This is a genomic window from Bradyrhizobium sp. MOS001, from assembly GCF_004634465.1.
GTDB classification, from domain to species: domain Bacteria; phylum Pseudomonadota; class Alphaproteobacteria; order Rhizobiales; family Xanthobacteraceae; genus Bradyrhizobium; species Bradyrhizobium barranii.
Genome location: NZ_SPVJ01000057.1, coordinates 12,223 through 29,871 on the forward strand (window position 1 = coordinate 12,223; position 17,649 = coordinate 29,871).

Annotated in this window: 15 protein-coding genes and 1 pseudogene; 5 read left to right on the plus strand and 11 right to left on the minus strand. The window is 57.5% G+C overall.

What is annotated here, in order from left to right:
• Positions 1-30: 30 nt before the first annotated feature.
• Together CT676_RS38155 and CT676_RS38160 are read right to left on the minus strand one after the other, a co-directional pair.
• Positions 31-672, minus strand: a complete 642-nt coding sequence (locus CT676_RS38155; protein WP_135216747.1) for an HD domain-containing protein — start codon at positions 670-672, stop codon at positions 31-33.
• A 29-nt stretch (positions 673-701) separates the two neighbouring features.
• Entirely contained in the window at positions 702-1,793 is a 1,092-nt protein-coding gene (locus CT676_RS38160) for an RES domain-containing protein (protein WP_167768304.1), read from the minus strand.
• A gap of 340 nt (positions 1,794-2,133) precedes the next feature.
• Between CT676_RS38160 and CT676_RS38165 the strand changes: the two genes are divergently transcribed.
• The gene (locus tag CT676_RS38165; RefSeq protein WP_135216749.1) at positions 2,134-2,550 is read left to right on the plus strand and encodes a cupin domain-containing protein; all 417 of its coding nucleotides are present in this window, start codon (positions 2,134-2,136) and stop codon (positions 2,548-2,550) included.
• A 123-nt stretch (positions 2,551-2,673) separates the two neighbouring features.
• Here the strand turns inward: CT676_RS38165 and CT676_RS38170 are convergent, their stop codons facing one another.
• From CT676_RS38170 to CT676_RS38185, 4 genes are all read right to left on the minus strand, one after another.
• Positions 2,674-4,104: a PLP-dependent aminotransferase family protein gene (locus CT676_RS38170; protein ID WP_343287566.1), complete on the minus strand. Its 1,431-nt coding sequence runs from the start codon at positions 4,102-4,104 to the stop codon at positions 2,674-2,676.
• Positions 4,105-4,131: 27 nt separating this feature from the next.
• Complete coding sequence (locus CT676_RS38175; RefSeq protein WP_244623424.1) at positions 4,132-5,100, minus strand: NADP-dependent oxidoreductase; 969 nt, start codon at positions 5,098-5,100, stop codon at positions 4,132-4,134.
• Positions 5,101-5,178: 78 nt separating this feature from the next.
• Entirely contained in the window at positions 5,179-5,358 is a 180-nt protein-coding gene (locus tag CT676_RS38180; RefSeq protein ID WP_135216751.1) for a hypothetical protein, read from the minus strand.
• A 201-nt stretch (positions 5,359-5,559) separates the two neighbouring features.
• The gene (locus CT676_RS38185; protein ID WP_135216752.1) at positions 5,560-6,030 is read right to left on the minus strand and encodes a hypothetical protein; all 471 of its coding nucleotides are present in this window, start codon (positions 6,028-6,030) and stop codon (positions 5,560-5,562) included.
• 1,456 nt (positions 6,031-7,486) lie between these two features.
• Between CT676_RS38185 and CT676_RS38190 the strand changes: the two genes are divergently transcribed.
• Entirely contained in the window at positions 7,487-7,759 is a 273-nt protein-coding gene (locus CT676_RS38190; RefSeq protein WP_135216753.1) for a hypothetical protein, read from the plus strand.
• Between the two features lies 1 nt (position 7,760).
• Here CT676_RS38190 and CT676_RS38195 read toward each other — a convergent pair whose 3' ends face one another.
• From CT676_RS38195 to CT676_RS38205, 3 genes and pseudogenes are all read right to left on the minus strand, one after another.
• The gene (locus CT676_RS38195; protein WP_135216754.1) at positions 7,761-8,765 is read right to left on the minus strand and encodes a hypothetical protein; all 1,005 of its coding nucleotides are present in this window, start codon (positions 8,763-8,765) and stop codon (positions 7,761-7,763) included.
• A gap of 352 nt (positions 8,766-9,117) precedes the next feature.
• A pseudogene (locus CT676_RS38200) lies at positions 9,118-9,396 on the minus strand (Ku protein); the annotation flags it as partial.
• A 571-nt stretch (positions 9,397-9,967) separates the two neighbouring features.
• Entirely contained in the window at positions 9,968-10,330 is a 363-nt protein-coding gene (locus tag CT676_RS38205) for a PRC-barrel domain-containing protein (protein WP_135216755.1), read from the minus strand.
• Positions 10,331-10,467: 137 nt separating this feature from the next.
• Here CT676_RS38205 and CT676_RS38210 point away from each other — a divergent pair, with 137 nt between their 5' ends.
• The 3 genes from CT676_RS38210 (at position 10,468) to CT676_RS38220 (ending at position 13,487) form a co-directional block, all read left to right on the plus strand.
• On the plus strand, positions 10,468-11,172 hold the full coding sequence (locus tag CT676_RS38210; protein WP_343287567.1) for an NUDIX domain-containing protein: 705 nt from the start codon (positions 10,468-10,470) through the stop codon (positions 11,170-11,172).
• 472 nt (positions 11,173-11,644) lie between these two features.
• Entirely contained in the window at positions 11,645-12,661 is a 1,017-nt protein-coding gene (locus CT676_RS45650; protein ID WP_135216756.1) for an integrase core domain-containing protein, read from the plus strand.
• 466 nt (positions 12,662-13,127) lie between these two features.
• Positions 13,128-13,487, plus strand: a complete 360-nt coding sequence (locus CT676_RS38220; protein WP_135216757.1) for a VOC family protein — start codon at positions 13,128-13,130, stop codon at positions 13,485-13,487.
• Between the two features lie 287 nt (positions 13,488-13,774).
• On the opposite strand, the gene CT676_RS38225 is transcribed toward CT676_RS38220, so the two are convergent.
• Together CT676_RS38225 and CT676_RS45655 are read right to left on the minus strand one after the other, a co-directional pair.
• Positions 13,775-15,106: a calmodulin-binding protein gene (locus CT676_RS38225; protein WP_135216758.1), complete on the minus strand. Its 1,332-nt coding sequence runs from the start codon at positions 15,104-15,106 to the stop codon at positions 13,775-13,777.
• Entirely contained in the window at positions 15,103-17,598 is a 2,496-nt protein-coding gene (locus tag CT676_RS45655) for an AAA family ATPase (protein ID WP_244623426.1), read from the minus strand. The genes CT676_RS38225 and CT676_RS45655 overlap by 4 nt, the downstream gene beginning before the upstream one ends.
• Between the last annotated feature and the right edge of the window lie 51 nt (positions 17,599-17,649).

Below are 17,649 nucleotides of genomic sequence, written 5' to 3' on the forward strand. Positions count from 1 at the left end.
GCGGCCCCAGAGACCAGCACCCACGACAGTTCAACTCCGCCAGGGCGCGTTTCGAATTCTACTGCACGCGTTGGGCCGGTGAAATGCGGGGTCGTGTTCCTGGATGTAATCGAAGTTGACGGTGCCGAACGTCGTCGCAGGCTTCTTGAGAGCAGAGCAGGTCTGCGCTTTGATGAAATCATTCTTGAAATTATCGCCGCGAGGAAACGCGGCGATGACTTGATCACGTTGCTCCGATGTGAACTCATCATACCCAATTCCGACGACGTCTACCAATACACCAGCGTTCGTGAGAGCGATCTCGGGCCGCATGAATTGCGGAATACCCGGGGTGGTGTGCAGGGCGATCGCTTCCCAAACCAAATCAGATTTCGGATCGGGAATACCATGACTGCGGAGAAATTCGCGCGCTGCGTCGGCGCCATCGACTTCAAACCGCCTTGTCTCGGTGTGAAAAGCGTCTACGAGACCCAGATCGTGAAACAACGCCGCGACATAGAGAAGCTCCGCGTCGACTTTCAGGTTCTGACGAATGCCTTTCATCGCGCCAAATACAAAGACGCGGACCGAGTGGTTGAACAATAACTCGGATTCATGTTGCCGCACGAGCTCAGCAGCTTCGCGCGCGATCTTGCTATCGGGAATCTTGATGCCAGAAACGATATTGGTCATTTGTCGAACTCCTAGCTCGATAGTTGCGATCAGCGCTGTTTGCGCTGACCGGCCTCCTCCACGGCTTGTTGCATCTGAATCGCCGTGATCACCGATATCGACAACCCGTCACGTCCTTTCTGACGGCACCGTTTCACCGCGAACTCATCCGCCTCGATTTCAACGCGCTTTACGTGATGTACTTTCACGCTTTCAGGCACGATGCGTAAGGCATGGTCGCGCCAATCGGCGTTGTGAGTGGAAACGGGCACTCCCACCTTAAAGATGCCTGAGTCCGGCCGCCCCGGCTGCTGCTCGCTTTTATCTATTTCACTGTGAAATTGCGGCATTTCCTCAAACACTTCGTAGTCTTCCACCCAGCCAGCCTCTGCCCACCGGCCCGTACTCACGCCAATCTCTGTTCCCTCCAGGAAGTTCATTGGCTCGACGCAGGATGCTCCGTGAAAAAGGACGACGCCAAGAGCGTCTCTGACGGAATGCCCCGATGGAAAGATGATGCCATCAATAGGCACCGAAGCCTCTGTTAGAAGAAAGTGAACCATGGCCTCAGCTGCAAGGTAGTCAGAAGGCTCGGCGTCAAACATGACTGACTGCGCGAGACGTTCACTTAGCGATCGTAGAAAAACGGCGACCTCGGTCCTCCCGGCCAATCCGAAGTCAGCGAGGCTTCCCGTGATGCGAACGTTATCAAGAACGGTCAGGTCGAGTAGTCGCAGCTTTCTGATGATCTCGAACTGACCCACAACAATCCGGCTACCAGTAGACGGCCGTGTGCCGGCTATAGCGGCCTTCAGATTGCTGGTAGCGCAAAACGCCAAGATGCCTTCTCCGCTCATGCGACCATCAATCGCCAAGCGCGAGCGCGGCGAGCCGAGGTGGATGTCTGGTCTGCCGAGCGCGGCTTTCAACTTGTCGTGAGATGGAAAGATCTGGGCGCGGAAAAGGGTGTGGAAATCCGCTCCGGGACCGGCGTCCACGACAAGCGAACGGCCTTCATTCGTTTTCAGTTCATCAATACCATCGAAGAGCGATGCGAGATTGCTTGCTGCTGTCGGACTAAAAAAGAGCGCCTCGGTTTTGAGTGAATTCGCTAATCCGGGCCAATCTATGCCTTGAGTCATCCGCGCGCTCCTGGGAAGCATCGAGCCTCAACCGAACAGCAACGGCCGTTCTCTCAGCTGAAGTGATCGCACCCGCCGCTCTCGACAGATTCGCCAAGACGGTTGGTCACGCGAATAGATGCGCCGCACTGCGCCGTGCAACAGTACCAAGATCGCCGATTCTCACTGTACCATAGCGTAGTGACCCGCTCTCAATCCGCTCAGCCGGCTGGATCCTTTCTTTGATAAAAGGGCAAACCGAGGCTGACTTGGCGTGCTTGGTGCACCACTTCGCGTGCATTCTTGGTGCTTTTATTCATCGGCCGACGATCCTATCTGCGTGTAAAAGGAGAAATGCACCATGAAGATGCGAATTTTATTCGGCGCGGCTTGCGCTGCCATGGCAATTGCTGTCGCAACGCCAGCCGCAGCCCATGACGGCGGCGAGACAGTCAAGCCCATCTTCCAGCAGACGATATCCAATATTCCCGGGAAGTCATTGATAGCCGTGGTTGTCGACTACAGGCCGCGAGGCGCGTCTCAGTCCCACACTCACGCCAAATCGGCTTTCATCCTCGGCTACGTCTTGTCGGGAGAAATCGAGTCGCAGGTGAATGACGGCCCCCGGCGCGTCTATCGTGCCGGCGAGAGCTTCTACGAACAGCCGGGCTCTCGGCATCCCGTCAGCCGCAATGCGAGCAAAAGCAAACCTGCAAAGCTCCTGGCGGTGTTCGTTGTCGACACTGACGACAAGGAACTGACCACTCCGGTCAAATGACGCGTCCTCCAGGAGGATATAACCAACATTAATGAGTTAACCAACGCTTTTCACTACGGCACTGTCCGACCCGAAGGGCTTAGGGAATGCCGATGTGTAGAGCTATGTTAAGCAGAGCGGTATTCATCGCGACAATTCCAACAGTCGACGACAATCCACCTTCAGTCGTCGTTCATTGAGATTGGTCACGCCGAGTAGCAGTCCCTGTCGTCTGGAAGGCCGCATGTACCATGGCGACAACGGAGTTGGCGCCATGCCGAGCTGCAGAGCGCGCGAAACGACGTCCAGGTCTGACATTGTGTCGGGAAGCAGGATCGCGACCGCCAGGCCGCCGGTTGCTTGCACCTTCATCGAGTCTGACACGGCATCTTTCAGGCAATTAAGCAAACTTTCCCGTCGGGTGGCGTAGAGCCGCTTCATGCGGCGTAGGTGACGAAAATAATGTCCTTGCCGAAGGAATTCCGCCACGGCGCGCTGCACGGCAGCGGCGGGCGCTGGTGCCAAGCAAGCAGCGAGCTCACCAAACCGCCGACTCAGGTCCGGCGGCGCCACCAGGAAACCCAGGCGCAGCGAAGGACTGATCGTTTTGCTGAAACTGCCAACGTGCAGAACCCGCCCGCCATGATCGAGTGATGCGAGCGCGGGAGCCACCCGTCCTGTCAATTGCAGTTCGCTCAGATAATCGTCCTCGATGATCCAAGCGTCGTTTTGTCGAGCCCAGGCGAGTAGCGCAAGCCGCCGCGACAGCGACATCGTCACACCGAGCGGCGCCTGTTGGCCTGCCGTCACGACCGCCAGCGACGCCCCGGCTGCGGCCCGCACACCGGCCATAACGTCCAACCCCTCCGCATCGACCGGAACCGCCGTAACAAGCATTCCAGCTAGGTTGAGCGCAGTACGGGTGAGCGGAAAGCATGGATCCTCTATCCAAGCTCCTTTCTTGCCAAGCTGAAGCCCTTGGATTACCAGACCGAGCGCCCCGGAAAACCCGCCGGTTACGATGACCTGAGAGGGGTCGCAGCGAATGCCTCGGGCCAGCCCCAAGTAAGCCGCGATCTCCTTTCGAAGCTGCGGATCGCCGCGCGGGTCCGGATAAGTTACCGGCAGCGCCGCAGCTCCCCGGGTCTCACGCACTAGGAGGCGTGACCACAGCTTGAATGGGAAGGCGTCCTGAGAGGGTACGCCCATCTGAAAGACCCGCGGCGCAATTCCGAAATCATAGAAGAGCTCTGGCAGAAGCGGTTCTTCCCGCGACCGATCGGACATTGAGGATCGTAATTGCCGGGCGGCCACACGAGTTCCAGCTGGCCCAAGACCAAGCGCTAACTGCTCCGCGACGAGACGCCCATAAGCTACACGTACGGTCCCGCGAGAGACGCCGAGCTGAGCGGCCAGATTCTGCCAAGAGGGCAGCCGCGAGCCCGAGGCGAGCCGTCCATTCTCGATGCCCTCTCGGATAGCTGAATAGATCTGGGTCGCCAGAGGGATCTTTCTGGCATGATCGAGTTGGATGGAAAGGCCAGCCATCACCGGGCGCCGCGACCGATCTGACATATGAAAGCTCAGCTTAGCGCGTCTATTTTACACACTTAGCACGATCTTTCCCTGCGGCTTCGGTCGTCGGCCATCCAACATCATATGTGCTTCTCGCGCATCAGCGAGAGGCATGATGGCGGATATTCTCGTCTTCAGATCGCCGCGATCGATAAGCGCTGAGATTCTGTCCAAATAAGCCGTCGTGACGTCTACCAAAAAGAAGGTCGCGGTGACGCCATGCTTTTCCGCCAAAGCTTGATCTGGTTGGGACACAGTCGATATCAGCTTTCCGCCCTGCCGCAGAGCCCGAAAAGAACGGGCTTGTGTTTCTCCTCCTATGAGGTCGAACACCACATCAGCGTTCCTTACTTCATCTTCAAACCGTTGCGTTTGATAGTCCACGACCTTGTCCGCACCAAGTGCTCGCACGTATTCGATGTCTTTCGTGCCCACGGTGACCACCGAGCGCACCTTGGCTCGACAAGCGAGTTGAACAGCGAACGCTCCAACGCTGCCGGCCGCGCCGTGGATGAGAACCGTCTGGCCGGCTTCGAGCCGCGCGTGGTCAGACAAGCCTTGCCAGGCGGTCACAGCGACGACGGGAACCGCGGCAGCTTCGACGTAGCTGAGCGAATTTGGCCTTCGGGAGAGCATCGCAGCTGACGCGATTGCATATTCGGCATACGCGCCAAGAAACTGGGTATTGGTTACCCCGAACACTTGATCGTTCACCGCCAAGGAGGAGACATCCGGACCAAGAGCCGTCACCTCGCCGGCCAGGTCCGAGCCGAGTGTGAGAGGAAGGGGCTGAGGTAAGGCGCTTTTCCCGGCCCTGATCCACGCGTCCCAGGGGCCAACGCCCGCCGCATGAACTTTGACAAGGACCTGGCCTGCGACCGGACGGGGTCGAGCGACCGTTTCAAAGACCATCTTTTCCGCAGGACCAAACTCGTGGACTCGCCACGCCTGCATTGAGGGTTGGTCCGCTTTCTCTCTGTAGGACGTGGTCGCCATGTAATTGCCTTTTCGCCGTCTTCGGGAGACCGCTCAACTCATCTGACCAAGAAGTGCTTCTTCAACCAGCTAACAGCCTCACTCACCCAATACCCGGCTAATCCATTCCGCAACGGCAATCGCGGGCCGCAATGCGATCAGGATTGCGGCGATCACCATCAGAAATCCCGCACCGTACACTGTGACGAATTCGTATCGCGCATGCCAACCTGAAGCGCGGCTGATGCGCTTCCGAGGGTTCGGGCGACCATTGATCATGGTGGACCTGTTGTAACGTCGATACCCCTCGCCTCACGACAAGAGGAGGGTTTGTAGACGTACCCGTGACTCGGGTGGGACTCGGCAACTAAGCCTCCCATCTCTCAATCACGTCTACCATCGAGACTAAAGAGCCTGTCTGCAGCAATCCGCCCGCCTAAAGCTGGAGTCGCGCCTAGCGAGCACGTCAACACTGACTACCTAATGCGGATAAGCGGGTGCTATCGCCACAAAGACGGCCAACATCGACGTTGTCGCTAGGGCGATGCCACCCGTCACGGTCGCGAGCTGGCAAAGCGAAGCGCGGCCTGAAATACGTCCGCTTTGAAGGTCGACATCGCCCTCGATGAAGTCGCGAAAGCTTCGAGTAGCCGCCCGATAGGGTTCCATGTTTCGGCTTGAATATCCGCACCCGGTCATTAGCCCTAGCATCATCATCAGAATGAGGCTGACCATCGTCAGAACCGCTGAAGCCTCGCCGCCCGCAAACGCGACCCAGAACGTCAAAACTGTATAGGCGGTGCCAACCAATGCTATTGCAATCGCGAACGGATGGACACAGGTCGCAGGCAACGAATTCGTGAAGACAACCTCTTCCCCACGAAATGACGATGCCTCACCGTCTTTGCGTTCGGTATAGGCAAACCGTTGTACGTCCGGATAACGTGCCATCGTCGATCTCCTGCTTTGCGGCCGTGTGCGGCAATGCCACAGAGCCAATTTGCGCGAATTTCAACGAGAAGGAAGTGAAAGACGATCAACCGACGAATGAGCACGCTGCATCATCGCCAGTTTTGATCGACAGCCCCTCCGAATCGCTTGATTGCGAGAACTCGACGATAAGGGAGCTTTCGTGCCCCGAGCGCTGACCGCAATTACGTCATCGTGTTCATGCAGGCCGAATGACAGTCCGGGCGTGATATACCTTGCCGGCCGTTGAGCGATCAGCTTGGCAAGCGTCGCCTCGGCCGAATTTATAACCGACCCGCAACGAAACGATGGCGGCGTCAATTTCGGCGTCGCTCATCCCGCCTTCTCCGCAAGCTGAAAAATCCGCCAACGGTGCCGGTGATGCCGCACCTCGACTTTGCCTTTTGCGATCAGGCGGCGAAGCGCCCGGCGGGTCGCGCTTAGTTCCGAAACCGTGCACCTGCGCCACCCCGGCCGGGCCAGGACGCGGCCGTCGCTGTAGACGCAACCCGGCGATCTCGCCCGACGTCTGCCCAGGTCTGCGCTCGAGGGCTTCGAGAACAGCCCGACACAGCGCCAGGGGTCTGTTGGCGAAACCCCTTCGGCGTCTAAACCCTGCTACCACCCTCGCCTCCGCTGACAACGAAACCGAGATTTCGAAAACCCGGAATTTGCAGAAATGCCGGACGCGTCGGGCGCGCACGGTCGATCCATGCTGAAAGATACTTTGGGATTTTTTCGCGCATTCGCATCTTCCCCGCCCTTGGCGTGGGCGCTGGTACGTTCAACGCACCGGACATCGGGGAACACTGGCCCGCGATCGAACGCGCATCGGTGGGCAGATCACGAGGCGGCCCACGGCTGATTAGAGCGGCGCTGGTGCGGCTGGTGCCCTGTGCGCTATCCCTGACTGCGCTAACCTCTATCGCTCCGGTTGGTCTTGGCTCTCTGCCTTGGGTATGGATCGAGTTAGGCGGGCAAGTGCACAGGTGTGTGTGGGGGGTGCCGATCATCTCGTCTGCCCGCGTTGGATGGTCCGGCAATATTGGGGTGGCGCGGATGCTCATGGTCATATCCGCGGGTCTACGTAGTCGGACCGATTCACCTCGGCTTCCCTGGCCTTCGCATTGATGTCGACCCGGCCACAGACCCACCAACCCCAGGCGTGGGTCCAGTCTACAAACCGACTGCCCTTCGATCGGTGGTGACATTCAAATTTCTTGAACATCCGCTCAGCTTGACCGACGTCGAAGCCGTCTTTGGCGGCAATGGCGACCAGTTCGCTATTGAACGTGAGGTCGACAGGCCAACTTGTTAGTTGGGTGGACTGTCCGCGGGCTCTTCTGAGGGGGCTGCCGCGAGCGAGGCCAGCCCTACTTCCCGAAAGACTTCCGCCACCTCGGACTCCACCGATCCGACATTCGCGCGGGATTTCGCGATGCACTTGATGCGGCGTGCGGCGGCGTTGGAGGAGGATCAGATCGACCGCGTCGTCAATTCCATGAAAAAGCGCCTGGCCCGGATGCTGCTGATGCTTGCCAGCCTCGATGCCGAGAACGCCGGCGGGCGGGTGCTGGAACGCATCACAGAAGGCACACTGGCCAAGATGCTGGCGGCGGACCCGCCATGTTCGGGCGAGGTAAGCGGAATCAATCAATCTCCCGCTGCCGTCACGTCTCGGACTCGAGAGGTAGTTTGTTCGCCGATCTGAATTAGTCGTCAGTGATTCTCTGAAAGACAGAATAAAGATGATTGGGGTCCTTCGTCAGCGCGCCGAGATGCTTGATGAAGTCAGCGACCTCGTTGCTTAGGTACTCCCGATCGCCGCGGGGGCCCAAGCTGGAAGCCGGCTTGGTTTGGGCAGATCGCTTGTTGAGCTCTACGAACGTCGCGTTGATCTCGTTTTCGTAAACTAGCAGCTCGATCTTCATACGCGATGCATCGGCGGGCTTTTGAAACGCATGATGTTCGACGATCCATTTGAATGGGTAGTGTCGCCACTGATCGCGACGGGCACCGTCCCAGCCCTCGCCATCGAAGGGCAACTTGCGACCTGTTGCCTCGGTCATCCGCGCGCGACCCTTTGGCCCCATCCACATGGGTGGCGTCGTATAGGCGAGCGTCAGTGTTCTGCTGTAGTACCAGAGCTCGAGTCCCTTGGGGCAATCGAGCCGATCGGCAAGCTCAATCATACCGCGGATACGCTTTCCCCTCTTCCCCGGGATTTCCTTGGCCACTAAGTGCATCCAGGGAAGAAGACGCTCGAGCTGCACGCATTTCGCCGATGCAACGCGCGTCCTGCTGGCCTTCACAACGACCGGCTCAGTTATGTCAATGAAGTCGGGAGCGAAAAACCTGATGCCCATCACCCACCTGTCGACGGCATGCGGGTCGACCCGTCGGAAAAGGATCGCTGTCAGTCGCACCTTGCCCTGAAACGGGGTGTCCATGGCCAATAGGGCGGTGTGGATCTTCTGAAGATCTCCAGACGCCCGCACCAGAGCCCTCGCGAAGCGACCGCCATCGCTGCGATAGACAATCCTGTGCCGCAGTTGATGGGCCACATCCGCTGCGAACTGGTCGAAGGCACCTATCTGGACGAGAATATTATCGACGGTGCCCAGGTAAGTATCGCCACGTTCGCGTGCATCGTTGGCGCGTTTTTCGAGCACCTCCATCGGAGTATGGTCGATTCCCCTAGGTCCCGGATCGCTCATGGTGCCCTCCGACTGCCTTCGACAGTGTCAGTATAGGCGTTCGGGCTTTCCGCGACCAAGGGACTGCCGAGGCTTTGCCCGCGGTGCAGGTGATCGATCTACAGCAGGGCCCAAAGCAGGCTGAAAAGCAAAGACCCCGAAGGATGCTCCTTCGAGGTCTTTGGGAGACTGGAAAAGGGGCGCCTACTTGTACAATGGCCATCTGGCCGGACACTGACACAGTATGGGCAAAACCTTGTATATCCGAGATGATGCCGATCGTGAAGGTCATCGAAGCGTCCGGTTGATGCACTTTATCGCGCGTTGGGCCGCAGCTTCCTGATGCACCGCCGGAACCCCGGACATCGGCCGCCTAAGCCGACTTCCGCCGCTGGCCCGTCGCGGGTTTCTTCGCCGCTGCTTCCTTCGCCGGCTTCTTGCCTCGGATCGGCATCAACATCTCTTTCTGGCCCGCAGCCGCCTTGCGCGGCTTCTTGACGGGCTTGCCCGCCTTCGCCGGTGCGGTTTCGCGTCCGACGCTCTTCCGCAGCGCCTCCATCAGATCGACCACATTTTCGCCTTTGGGTCGCTCCTTCGGGCGGATGGTCTTGCCTGCGCGCTTCTGGTTGATCAGGTCGACCAGCGCGGCTTCGGGCGCATAAATGATTTCCGCGCGATATCGCCGCGACGGTCCTAGACGAAAACAAGCGTTACTAGGCGGCCAACTCCGGACATCTGAAAATGAAGACCGTTGCCCCGTTTTGGCAGCGGCCTTTCCAGTCCGGGAGGAGACGCAGGCAAAGCCCGCCCCGTTGTTAGCGGTACCGCGCGAATTCTAAGTGGTACCAACGGCACTCGGGCGCGAGGGTCAGTCGCTCTTCCGTCCGGATCATGGGCGGCGCCATGGGGGTATCGTTGACTGGGTCGTTCGTAGTGCCGCGAAGAACGCGCAAGGTGGCGGATCTTGTACCTTTGACTACGCGATCGCAATGCGCGGCCCTCTAACACTCCTCGAAGGTGGAAGTGTGATTAGCAAGGTGCCAGTCCTACACCAAGCGCAAGGGCCTGCGCGCGGTCGAAAACTGGAACGCCGTCAAGAAGCTTTTCAGCCAACCCTAATCTGCGGACCGGGCAGTGCCGAAAGGTCGTGCCCGGCCTTTTTTACGCAGGCTTACTCCAATGAAAAAAGCCCGCCTTGCGGCGGGCTTTTTTAGAGATTTGCCTCAGATCGGGGCGAGTCCGTAATAGTCGTCTACCGCCCGCGTGCGGGTCTGGTCACCCCAGTTCCAGTCATTGTCGCTCGCGTATTTCGGGGCGCCCTCCAGCTGCTGCTGGGTGATGCCGGTACGGTAGCCGCCAAGGTTCGTGTCGTATTTGAGCGACTGCCAGGGGAGCGGATAGTGTTCGTCTCCCATGCCAAGGAAACCGCCGAAACTCAAGACCGCGTATGAAACCTTGCCGGACTGCTTGTCGATCATGACGCGTTCGATCGACCCGATCTTGCTCTCATCCGGTCCATAGACCGCCGTGCCCTCAACCTTGTCACTGCCGATCAAGGTGCCCGTTTCCCGTTCCTCAGTTGCCATGACGTCCTCCATTATCGAGCCCCTGGCGCCATAACCAGGAGCCCGGGACAACGTTCCGATGGCACTACTTATGGTCGTTTAGCCGCACCGCCGGTGCAAACCACCAGCCTGCGTCTCTAAATTAGCGGGACGCTGAAGTGTCATATCTTTCAAACTGGCTCTATCGTCTCGCCGGAACGGACGCGAAAGTTACGATGCGCATTTTGCAATCTCACGTAGAGTTATGGCAAACTGAGATTAGGGGAATTGTGAAGGATACAAGGTGTGCGCGGGTAGACCGCGCACACCTTGAGGGGAGCTCAAACGCCACCCCCGTTACACCCCCGTCGCGGTGGCAATACTTATCGCTCGAAGGCTTACTCACGCGCGGCGGACATTCTTCTCTTCCGCAGAGCGGCAAGAATGTCGAAGTCCTGCTTGGACACCCCGGAGGACCTTTCTGGAAGAAAAAGGATCACGGCGCCTGGACAATCCCCAAGGGTCTTATTGTTTTTGGCGAGGCTCCGCTGGGCGCAGCGAAACGAGAATTCGAGGAAGAAACGGGCTACAGGCCGGGCGGAGACTTCATTGCACTCGGGCACGCGAAGCAGCCGGGCGGCAAGTCCGTACATATATGGGCCACAGAGGATGACTGGAATCCTGAAGAGCTGAAGAGCAATACGTTTAAGATGGAATGGCCCCCTCGTTCGGGCAAGTACCAGAATTCTCCCGAGCTTGACCGCGCATCGTGGTTCGAAACAGGGGCGGCCCGCGGACGAATTCTGAAAGGTCAGTCCGTATTCCTCGACCGACTGAACGAAGTACTGTCGGCGTCGAACAGCGGGGATGCTCGCGCTAAATAAGGACCCGGACGCCGTTATCCAGCGGGAGACAGAAGCTGGTCAGGCCCTGACTGTCGTTGCTGCTTGGCCATCTTGGTGTAGATCGAGCCGACCGGACGTTTTAGTTTGCGGGCGATGAGGGAAGTCTTCATTCCAGCCTCCGCCATTTGCCTCAGCCGCCTCTCTTCATCTTCGGTCCAGGGCCGCGCCAAAAGCCGCCGCATAGTCAGGCTTCCTGCCTTATAAATTGTCTTCCATTCATCGTCGCGCCCAGGGCCGACGCGACCGCGATCAAGGCAATCTTCGCTACCTTCATCGCTGGTTTTTCTCCATACTGAACTTCGCTTGCAACCTGCTTTGAAACCAAGCGTTCCTACGTCTGCAGATGCGAGCCGCATGAGGGTGACATGAGCAAAGAACCCGCTTTGACCCCTGTGTGTACCGAAAACCCTATCCGTCTTGATGGAGCAATGGAATCACCTAAGCTGGCGGAATGATAGGGCTGCTCCTTTTCGTTTTGGCCGTCCTGGTCTCGCCATTCAAGTCGAGGTTGCGGCTTGAGGCTGAGAACGCGGTGCTTCGTCATCAGTTGAATGTCTTGAGGCGCAGGCTGCATGGTCGCGCCCGGCTGACGAACAGTGACCGCTGGTTCTTTATCCAGCTTTATCGCTGGTTTCCATCAATCCTTCAGGTTCTCACAATCATCCGGCCCGAGACGCTCGTGCGTTGGCACAGGGCCGGCTTTCGCCATTATTGGCGCTGGAAGTCGCGCTCTCCGGGAGGGCGGCCGCAGATCGAGACGGACCTGCGCGCATTGATCCGGCGGATGAGCGTCGAAAATCCGCTTTGGGGAGCACCGCGTATTCACGGCGAACTGCTCAAGCTCGGGTTCGCGGTCGCGCAGTCGAGCGTCGCCAAATACATGGTCAAACGGCGACGGCCACCCAGTCAGGGATGGCGCACCTTTCTGCGTAACCACGCGCCTGACGTTGCCGCTATGGACTTGTTTGTTGTCCCGACCATTGGCTTCGATCTGCTCTATGCCTTCGTCATCATGCGGCTCGATCGTAGAGACCTTGTCTGGATCAACGTCACAGCCAACCCGACAGCGGAGTGGGTTGCACGTCAGATAACCGAGGCCTTTCCTTGGGATGGGGCTCCGCGTTACATGATCCGAGACCGGGATCGCATCTACGGTACGGTCGTCACACGCCGACTGCGTGCTATGAGCATTCGGGACAAGCCTATTGCACCGGCCTCACCTTGGCAGAACAGCTTTGTCGAGCGGTTGATCGGATCAATCCGGCGCGAGTGTTCGGATCACCTCATTGTTTTGGGCGAGGCTCATCTGCGCCGGATTCTGAAAAACTATGCGGACTATTACAACGGCATGAGAACGCATCGATCTCTAAACAAAGATGCGCCGGTCTCACGCCCGGTTCGGCGATCCGGCTTCATAAGTTCAGACGCTCTCTTGGGCGGACTTCATCACCGCTACGTTCGGGTTTAAGTTTTCGGCACACACAGGTGAGCCTTCATGCCGGCCCCCGTCCCCCACTCGGCCACGCCTCTGGGATGGCTTCGTTCGACCGCACGCTCATCGGGGTAGATCGGGCACGGGCGCCAATCGCTTTGGAGCCAAGCGCCGAGCTGGTCGAAGTATCGGTTCTCGGCGGCGCTAGGCTTAGGCATTAAATCTGTATGCCCACCGCAACTCGCTGCCTTTGTCGTTTTGCTTCACGCAGACAACCTTGTTTCGCTCAATCCATTCCAGCCATATCCACTTTAGGCTGGATGGCGGATACCCCTGCTGCGGATGCATTGATTTCTCTTTGCTCGCATCGACAGCCAGAGTGGGCCACCATGTGAAGTATGGCCGCCAATCGTATTTGTCTTTGAACTCAAAGCGCACTCATCCTACCCTCCCTTGTTGAACAAATAGGACACCTCCGCGTTTAGTCGTTTTGGGGGCCTCCATGCTGAAGAACGTTCTCGCCTTTGCTGCCGTACGCGACATCAACGATGCGGTTCGCTGGTACAAGATGCTTCTCGGACGAGAACCCGACACCCGGCCCATGCAAGTTTTGGCGGAGTGGAAGTTCGAGGCCGGAGGCTGGTTGCAGGTCAACGAGAACATGCAGCTCGCCGGGCGATCCTCGATCACTCTGGTTGAGACAGACATGAGCGAGCGGATGAAGATGCTCACCCGGGCCGGCTTCAAGCCAAAGTCTTTCGTTAACGGTCCTGCGATCAGTATCATCACGATCACTGACCCGGACGGCAATCAGGTGGTGTTTGCCCAGGGGAAGGACGAGAACCATCGGTCGACGATGTAGCCATCATCTCGCGGATCTCTGCTTCTGACTTGCCGGGATGCTTCCTCATCAACTCGATGAAGCGGGTTCGGGCCGCAGCTTCCTGCCGTTCGACGTCGGTGGTTTACCTCCACACCCTGCTGCGCGTTTCGACTAACTGATAAGGTTTCGGCATTTTCCTTATCAGTCGGCCAACTGACTCCGTTTCGTATGAAAGCTTATCAGTCTGCCAACGGATATCTACGTACAGGAGCGGCAGGCATCGTAAAGACATCTAAATTGGCCACTGAAGCAGACGTTCGCCTCGATCAAGCTTTCTGTCGCCCGACCGTGTCGAGTACAATCTGGCGCAGCGCGGCCGATACAGCCGCACTTTCCTGACCAACGTCTACCGTGGCAATTTGCAATCGATCTGATCGTAGCTTGCCTGGCACGGCTATACCATAATTGGCTTGCACGCCCGCTGTGCTAAGACCCGCATGATGCGGGTACAACATTAGCAAACGATCGCAGTTGTAAAGCTGAGCATACGCCATTAACTGATAGACGTCTGATTGCGAAATCCCGCGCTTACTTTCATCGGCGTCATCGCGTAAGCATTTCCATTTGGTGTCAACGACTAGAACCACCTTTCCACGCGAACGAATAATGATATCCGGTCTTGTCCGGAATAAATTGCCGCTGCAGGGACCGTTCGGCAGCCACTCTCCGAGACAATATCGAAAACCGCCTTGGGTAACGACGTCGACGTCATAGGTCGACAAGGCTTTCCGCAACGCGGCTGCAATCGTGGCCTCAAACAGCTCGTTCATGGGGAAAAGCAAACTGAAGCCTCTTGCTCGACTTTCCGCATCGTAGTGGGTCGCTTGCCAATCTCTTACGAGCAGTAATCTGCCCAAATCGTAGAGTGTTCTCCAGCGACGATTCGAGCGGTCGATTTTGACCGACGCCCATGGAAGGCGACCTAAAGGCGCATCCGAGACCTCGCCCATTAGAATTCTGAGTTCAAACAGCCGACGATGCGTTTCCTGCGTACGAGCCAGCCGCGACAACAACACTACGCACGCGCGCATGATCTGCGCGAGTGGAGTATCGGCGGAAAGCTCATCGAACCGACACGCAAGACGATCCGGTCTCACGCTATGGATCGTGAACTGTCGGATTACATCCAAACGCCCGCGCATTACAGCGACATCGCGTGCTTTCTCGCGATAAGCTCGCGGAAGCCCCTGACGGACCTGCGCAAGAAGACGATCGGCAAAGATTCGAATCAGGCAATCGAGAAGGTTGGTATTCTGACGCGCGAGTGGCGCAATCTCTCCCTCCGAAAGACCGAGCTCCCAGGCAGCATCGAGCATCCGGACCAGCTGAGCTCTAACACTGCCAGGCTGAAGATCCGGTGCAGCAGGGTCTACCTTGGGCAATATCTCCAAAGTGACGTCAGTAGATGCCAGCACCCCGACACACTGGCCAACCCGAACATAGTGATGGTGATCAGAAATAATACTCGTTCCTTCGTCTCCGCCCAAACTGTGTGCCACAGCTGCTGCAATGAGCCGAGTGGCGTCTGCTCGCGTAAGACTGGACGGGTCCTGCCCTACATTGACCCGCCCCCATTCATGTACCGCGAGGTACTTCATTGCCCGGCATCGTCATTCAGAGCGGCCGAGCCTTCTTCCGGGACACTGGCGCCAATGAGGCGATCGTATGCGTCGTGCGCGAAACCTCCGTTGGCGTCATCTCGACGCACAGACCAACTCACGCGATCGGGGCCGCCATCAACCGTGGGATCTTTGAGGCGCCGGCATTCGAGGAAATGTCCCCTACGACTCGATCCAGGTGGCTCCGTCTGCTCGCCCAAAACTGCAGCGACGCGGCTCCAATCCTCGAAGAAATACTCCTGGAGGAGCGGGATTACTTTGTCGCGCATTGCATGGTCGACGTCATAACGTGTGTTGCAGTCGACAAAAAACGCGTGGCCTATCCTGTGCTCACGGTCGAGCAAATACTCGATCCGGTCGTTCAACGTTTGCAAGACTTTCATCAGGGGAATGCCCGTCCGAACAGCCGCCTCTTGAAGAAGCGCTGGTTCGGGTTCAACTTCAACGAACCTAAAACGTCGTCGGAGCGCAGTATCAAGAAGTGCAATGGAGCGGTCTGCGGTATTCATTGTTCCAATTATATGGAGATTGTCTGGCACTCCGAATGGCTTTCGTGAATAGGGAAGCAGCACTTCGAGCGCATTCGGCTGACCGAGCCGTTTGTCTGGCTCAATAAGCGTAATTAATTCGCCGAGCACTTTCGAAATATTAGCGCGATTTATCTCATCGATTATCAGGACAAATTGATCGAGACTCCCTGTAGGGACGGGCTCCTCGGCAGCTAGGAGGCGTCGCAGAGCAGCCTTGTTAAGCCGGCTCTCCGTTATCTGGTAGAGGGTTCGCATCGTAAACTTTCCCTCGACGATGGTATCGAGCGGAAGCGGCTCTGCGAGCTTCAGCAGCCAACGAACTGATCGGCGATGATTATAGTGACCATCCTCGCCGCGAACGTATTGATAGTCCCCGGTGACCTCAGCAACGGCGCGGAATGCGCTGTTGCCAAAAGGCACGATCACGATGTCGCCCTTTTTCATTTTGGCGCGGAACGGCCAAAGTTGGGTATAGTTACTTGGAGACGTATCTTCGCGGTTCTTTTCCTTCCAGACCTTCTCAACTTCGGCAGCGCTTTCAAACCGCGCATCGGACCAATCTTGGTCACCACCCCATCCAAGTACAATATAGCCGCCGGCGATCGCATCTTCATAAACGTCGTCGTCAGTTCCGATTGCCCCAAGCCCCATTTTCCAGAACGAATGGTTCTCTAAATCCACCAGGGCATTGCTGGATTTCGATGGCGCTAGCCGAGCCTGGTCCGCTAGAGCGCATATTTCCCTGAAAATTCCCGGCCGTGGCTCGAGGCGGAATCCTGCGCCACCCGTTTCCGATTCCTCGGTCTCTGGCCGCAGGCCCTCAACAAAATTTTCATAATCCATGCTTTGATGAAAGGTAACAAAGGCTATGCGCTTTTCTGCCTCTAGCGACGTGTAACGCGCCATAAGCGACATGCGATCGGCTGGCACAGAACCGTCGCACAACCTTACTGCCTCGCGAGCCGTTCTCCAGGTCTTCCCAGTGCCCGGCGGCCCGTGCAGTATAATATTCGAGGGCGCGCCAGTCCTCGGCTTTTCCGTCGCGAGCATTTGGTCGTCCCCAATTCCGGTAGCCGATTCCTTGCCCAGTGCATCGGCAAGGTCTGGCCGCAACCAGTAACCTTTAAACTTTTGGCCTGGATAGGTGAGATAGTTCGCTGCACTTCCACCATTCGCAATACGAACAGCAAGCTTGTCGATGAATAGTGCCCGCGCCAGCTCGACTAAATCGTTAGTCTCGATCGCGTCCTCGGTTCGATTGGACGCACCCGCAGGCTTATAGCGATATGCCCTGCGACTGCTGGCCGAATTAGTCTGGAGAATTGGCTCGTAGGGATGTCCGTCTTTGCTGAAAAGCAAGATCGCACCCCGCTTTACGATATCGAAACCAAGCGACGCCAGATGCTCGCGAGCCACGGTACCATCTGAATTCTTGCTGTCTAAAGGAGCGCCTGACCTGTATTGGTGCGCTACAGCAAAGATCGCCTTTGCAGGAAATAGGTCCGCGTCGCGACTGATGTAGTACTCGACGTTGCCCCAACTGAAGCCGTAAGTCTCCATGAATGTGAGCACGCCAACCTCCGCGCACTCGTCCATGGATCGCTCAACTGCTTGTCTATCGGGCAAGGGCGGCTTGTTACGGACGCGGGTAATGCCTTGCTTGAACCTTTTGTAGTAGCTGAGCGTGGAGCGCAGATGGCCCAGGTCCCGGTAGGTATCACCCCATAGTTTGAGTTTTGTTGGATTGGGCTTTCCAGAAGTTCTGTCAGCCGCAGAATAGGTGAATTCGGCGGTAAGACGGCTCAGCTCGTCTTGCTCGTACAGCTCATCCAAATCGCCATAAGCCTGTTCGATTGAACGCGCGTCGCTGATCTGTGTAGCGATGGTGGAGGCCGCGTAATCTTGGTCCTCAAACCACCGCCTGAACTCTTCTTCGCGCAAATCACGCGCTCCCTTGGCAGCTTACAGTGGTGCGCCAAGTAAACCTTCCGA

Coding starts and splice junctions, on each gene's coding strand:
- CT676_RS38155 (WP_135216747.1), bottom strand. CDS start 672: ATGACCAATATCGTTTCTGGCATCAAGATTCCCGATAGCAAGATCGCG.
- CT676_RS38160 (WP_167768304.1), bottom strand. CDS start 1,793: ATGACTCAAGGCATAGATTGGCCCGGATTAGCGAATTCACTCAAAACC.
- CT676_RS38165 (WP_135216749.1), top strand. CDS start 2,134: ATGAAGATGCGAATTTTATTCGGCGCGGCTTGCGCTGCCATGGCAATT.
- CT676_RS38170 (WP_343287566.1), bottom strand. CDS start 4,104: ATGTCAGATCGGTCGCGGCGCCCGGTGATGGCTGGCCTTTCCATCCAA.
- CT676_RS38175 (WP_244623424.1), bottom strand. CDS start 5,100: ATGGCGACCACGTCCTACAGAGAGAAAGCGGACCAACCCTCAATGCAG.
- CT676_RS38180 (WP_135216751.1), bottom strand. CDS start 5,358: ATGATCAATGGTCGCCCGAACCCTCGGAAGCGCATCAGCCGCGCTTCA.
- CT676_RS38185 (WP_135216752.1), bottom strand. CDS start 6,030: ATGGCACGTTATCCGGACGTACAACGGTTTGCCTATACCGAACGCAAA.
- CT676_RS38190 (WP_135216753.1), top strand. CDS start 7,487: ATGCACTTGATGCGGCGTGCGGCGGCGTTGGAGGAGGATCAGATCGAC.
- CT676_RS38195 (WP_135216754.1), bottom strand. CDS start 8,765: ATGAGCGATCCGGGACCTAGGGGAATCGACCATACTCCGATGGAGGTG.
- CT676_RS38205 (WP_135216755.1), bottom strand. CDS start 10,330: ATGGCAACTGAGGAACGGGAAACGGGCACCTTGATCGGCAGTGACAAG.
- CT676_RS45650 (WP_135216756.1), top strand. CDS start 11,645: ATGATAGGGCTGCTCCTTTTCGTTTTGGCCGTCCTGGTCTCGCCATTC.
- CT676_RS38220 (WP_135216757.1), top strand. CDS start 13,128: ATGCTGAAGAACGTTCTCGCCTTTGCTGCCGTACGCGACATCAACGAT.
- CT676_RS38225 (WP_135216758.1), bottom strand. CDS start 15,106: ATGAAGTACCTCGCGGTACATGAATGGGGGCGGGTCAATGTAGGGCAG.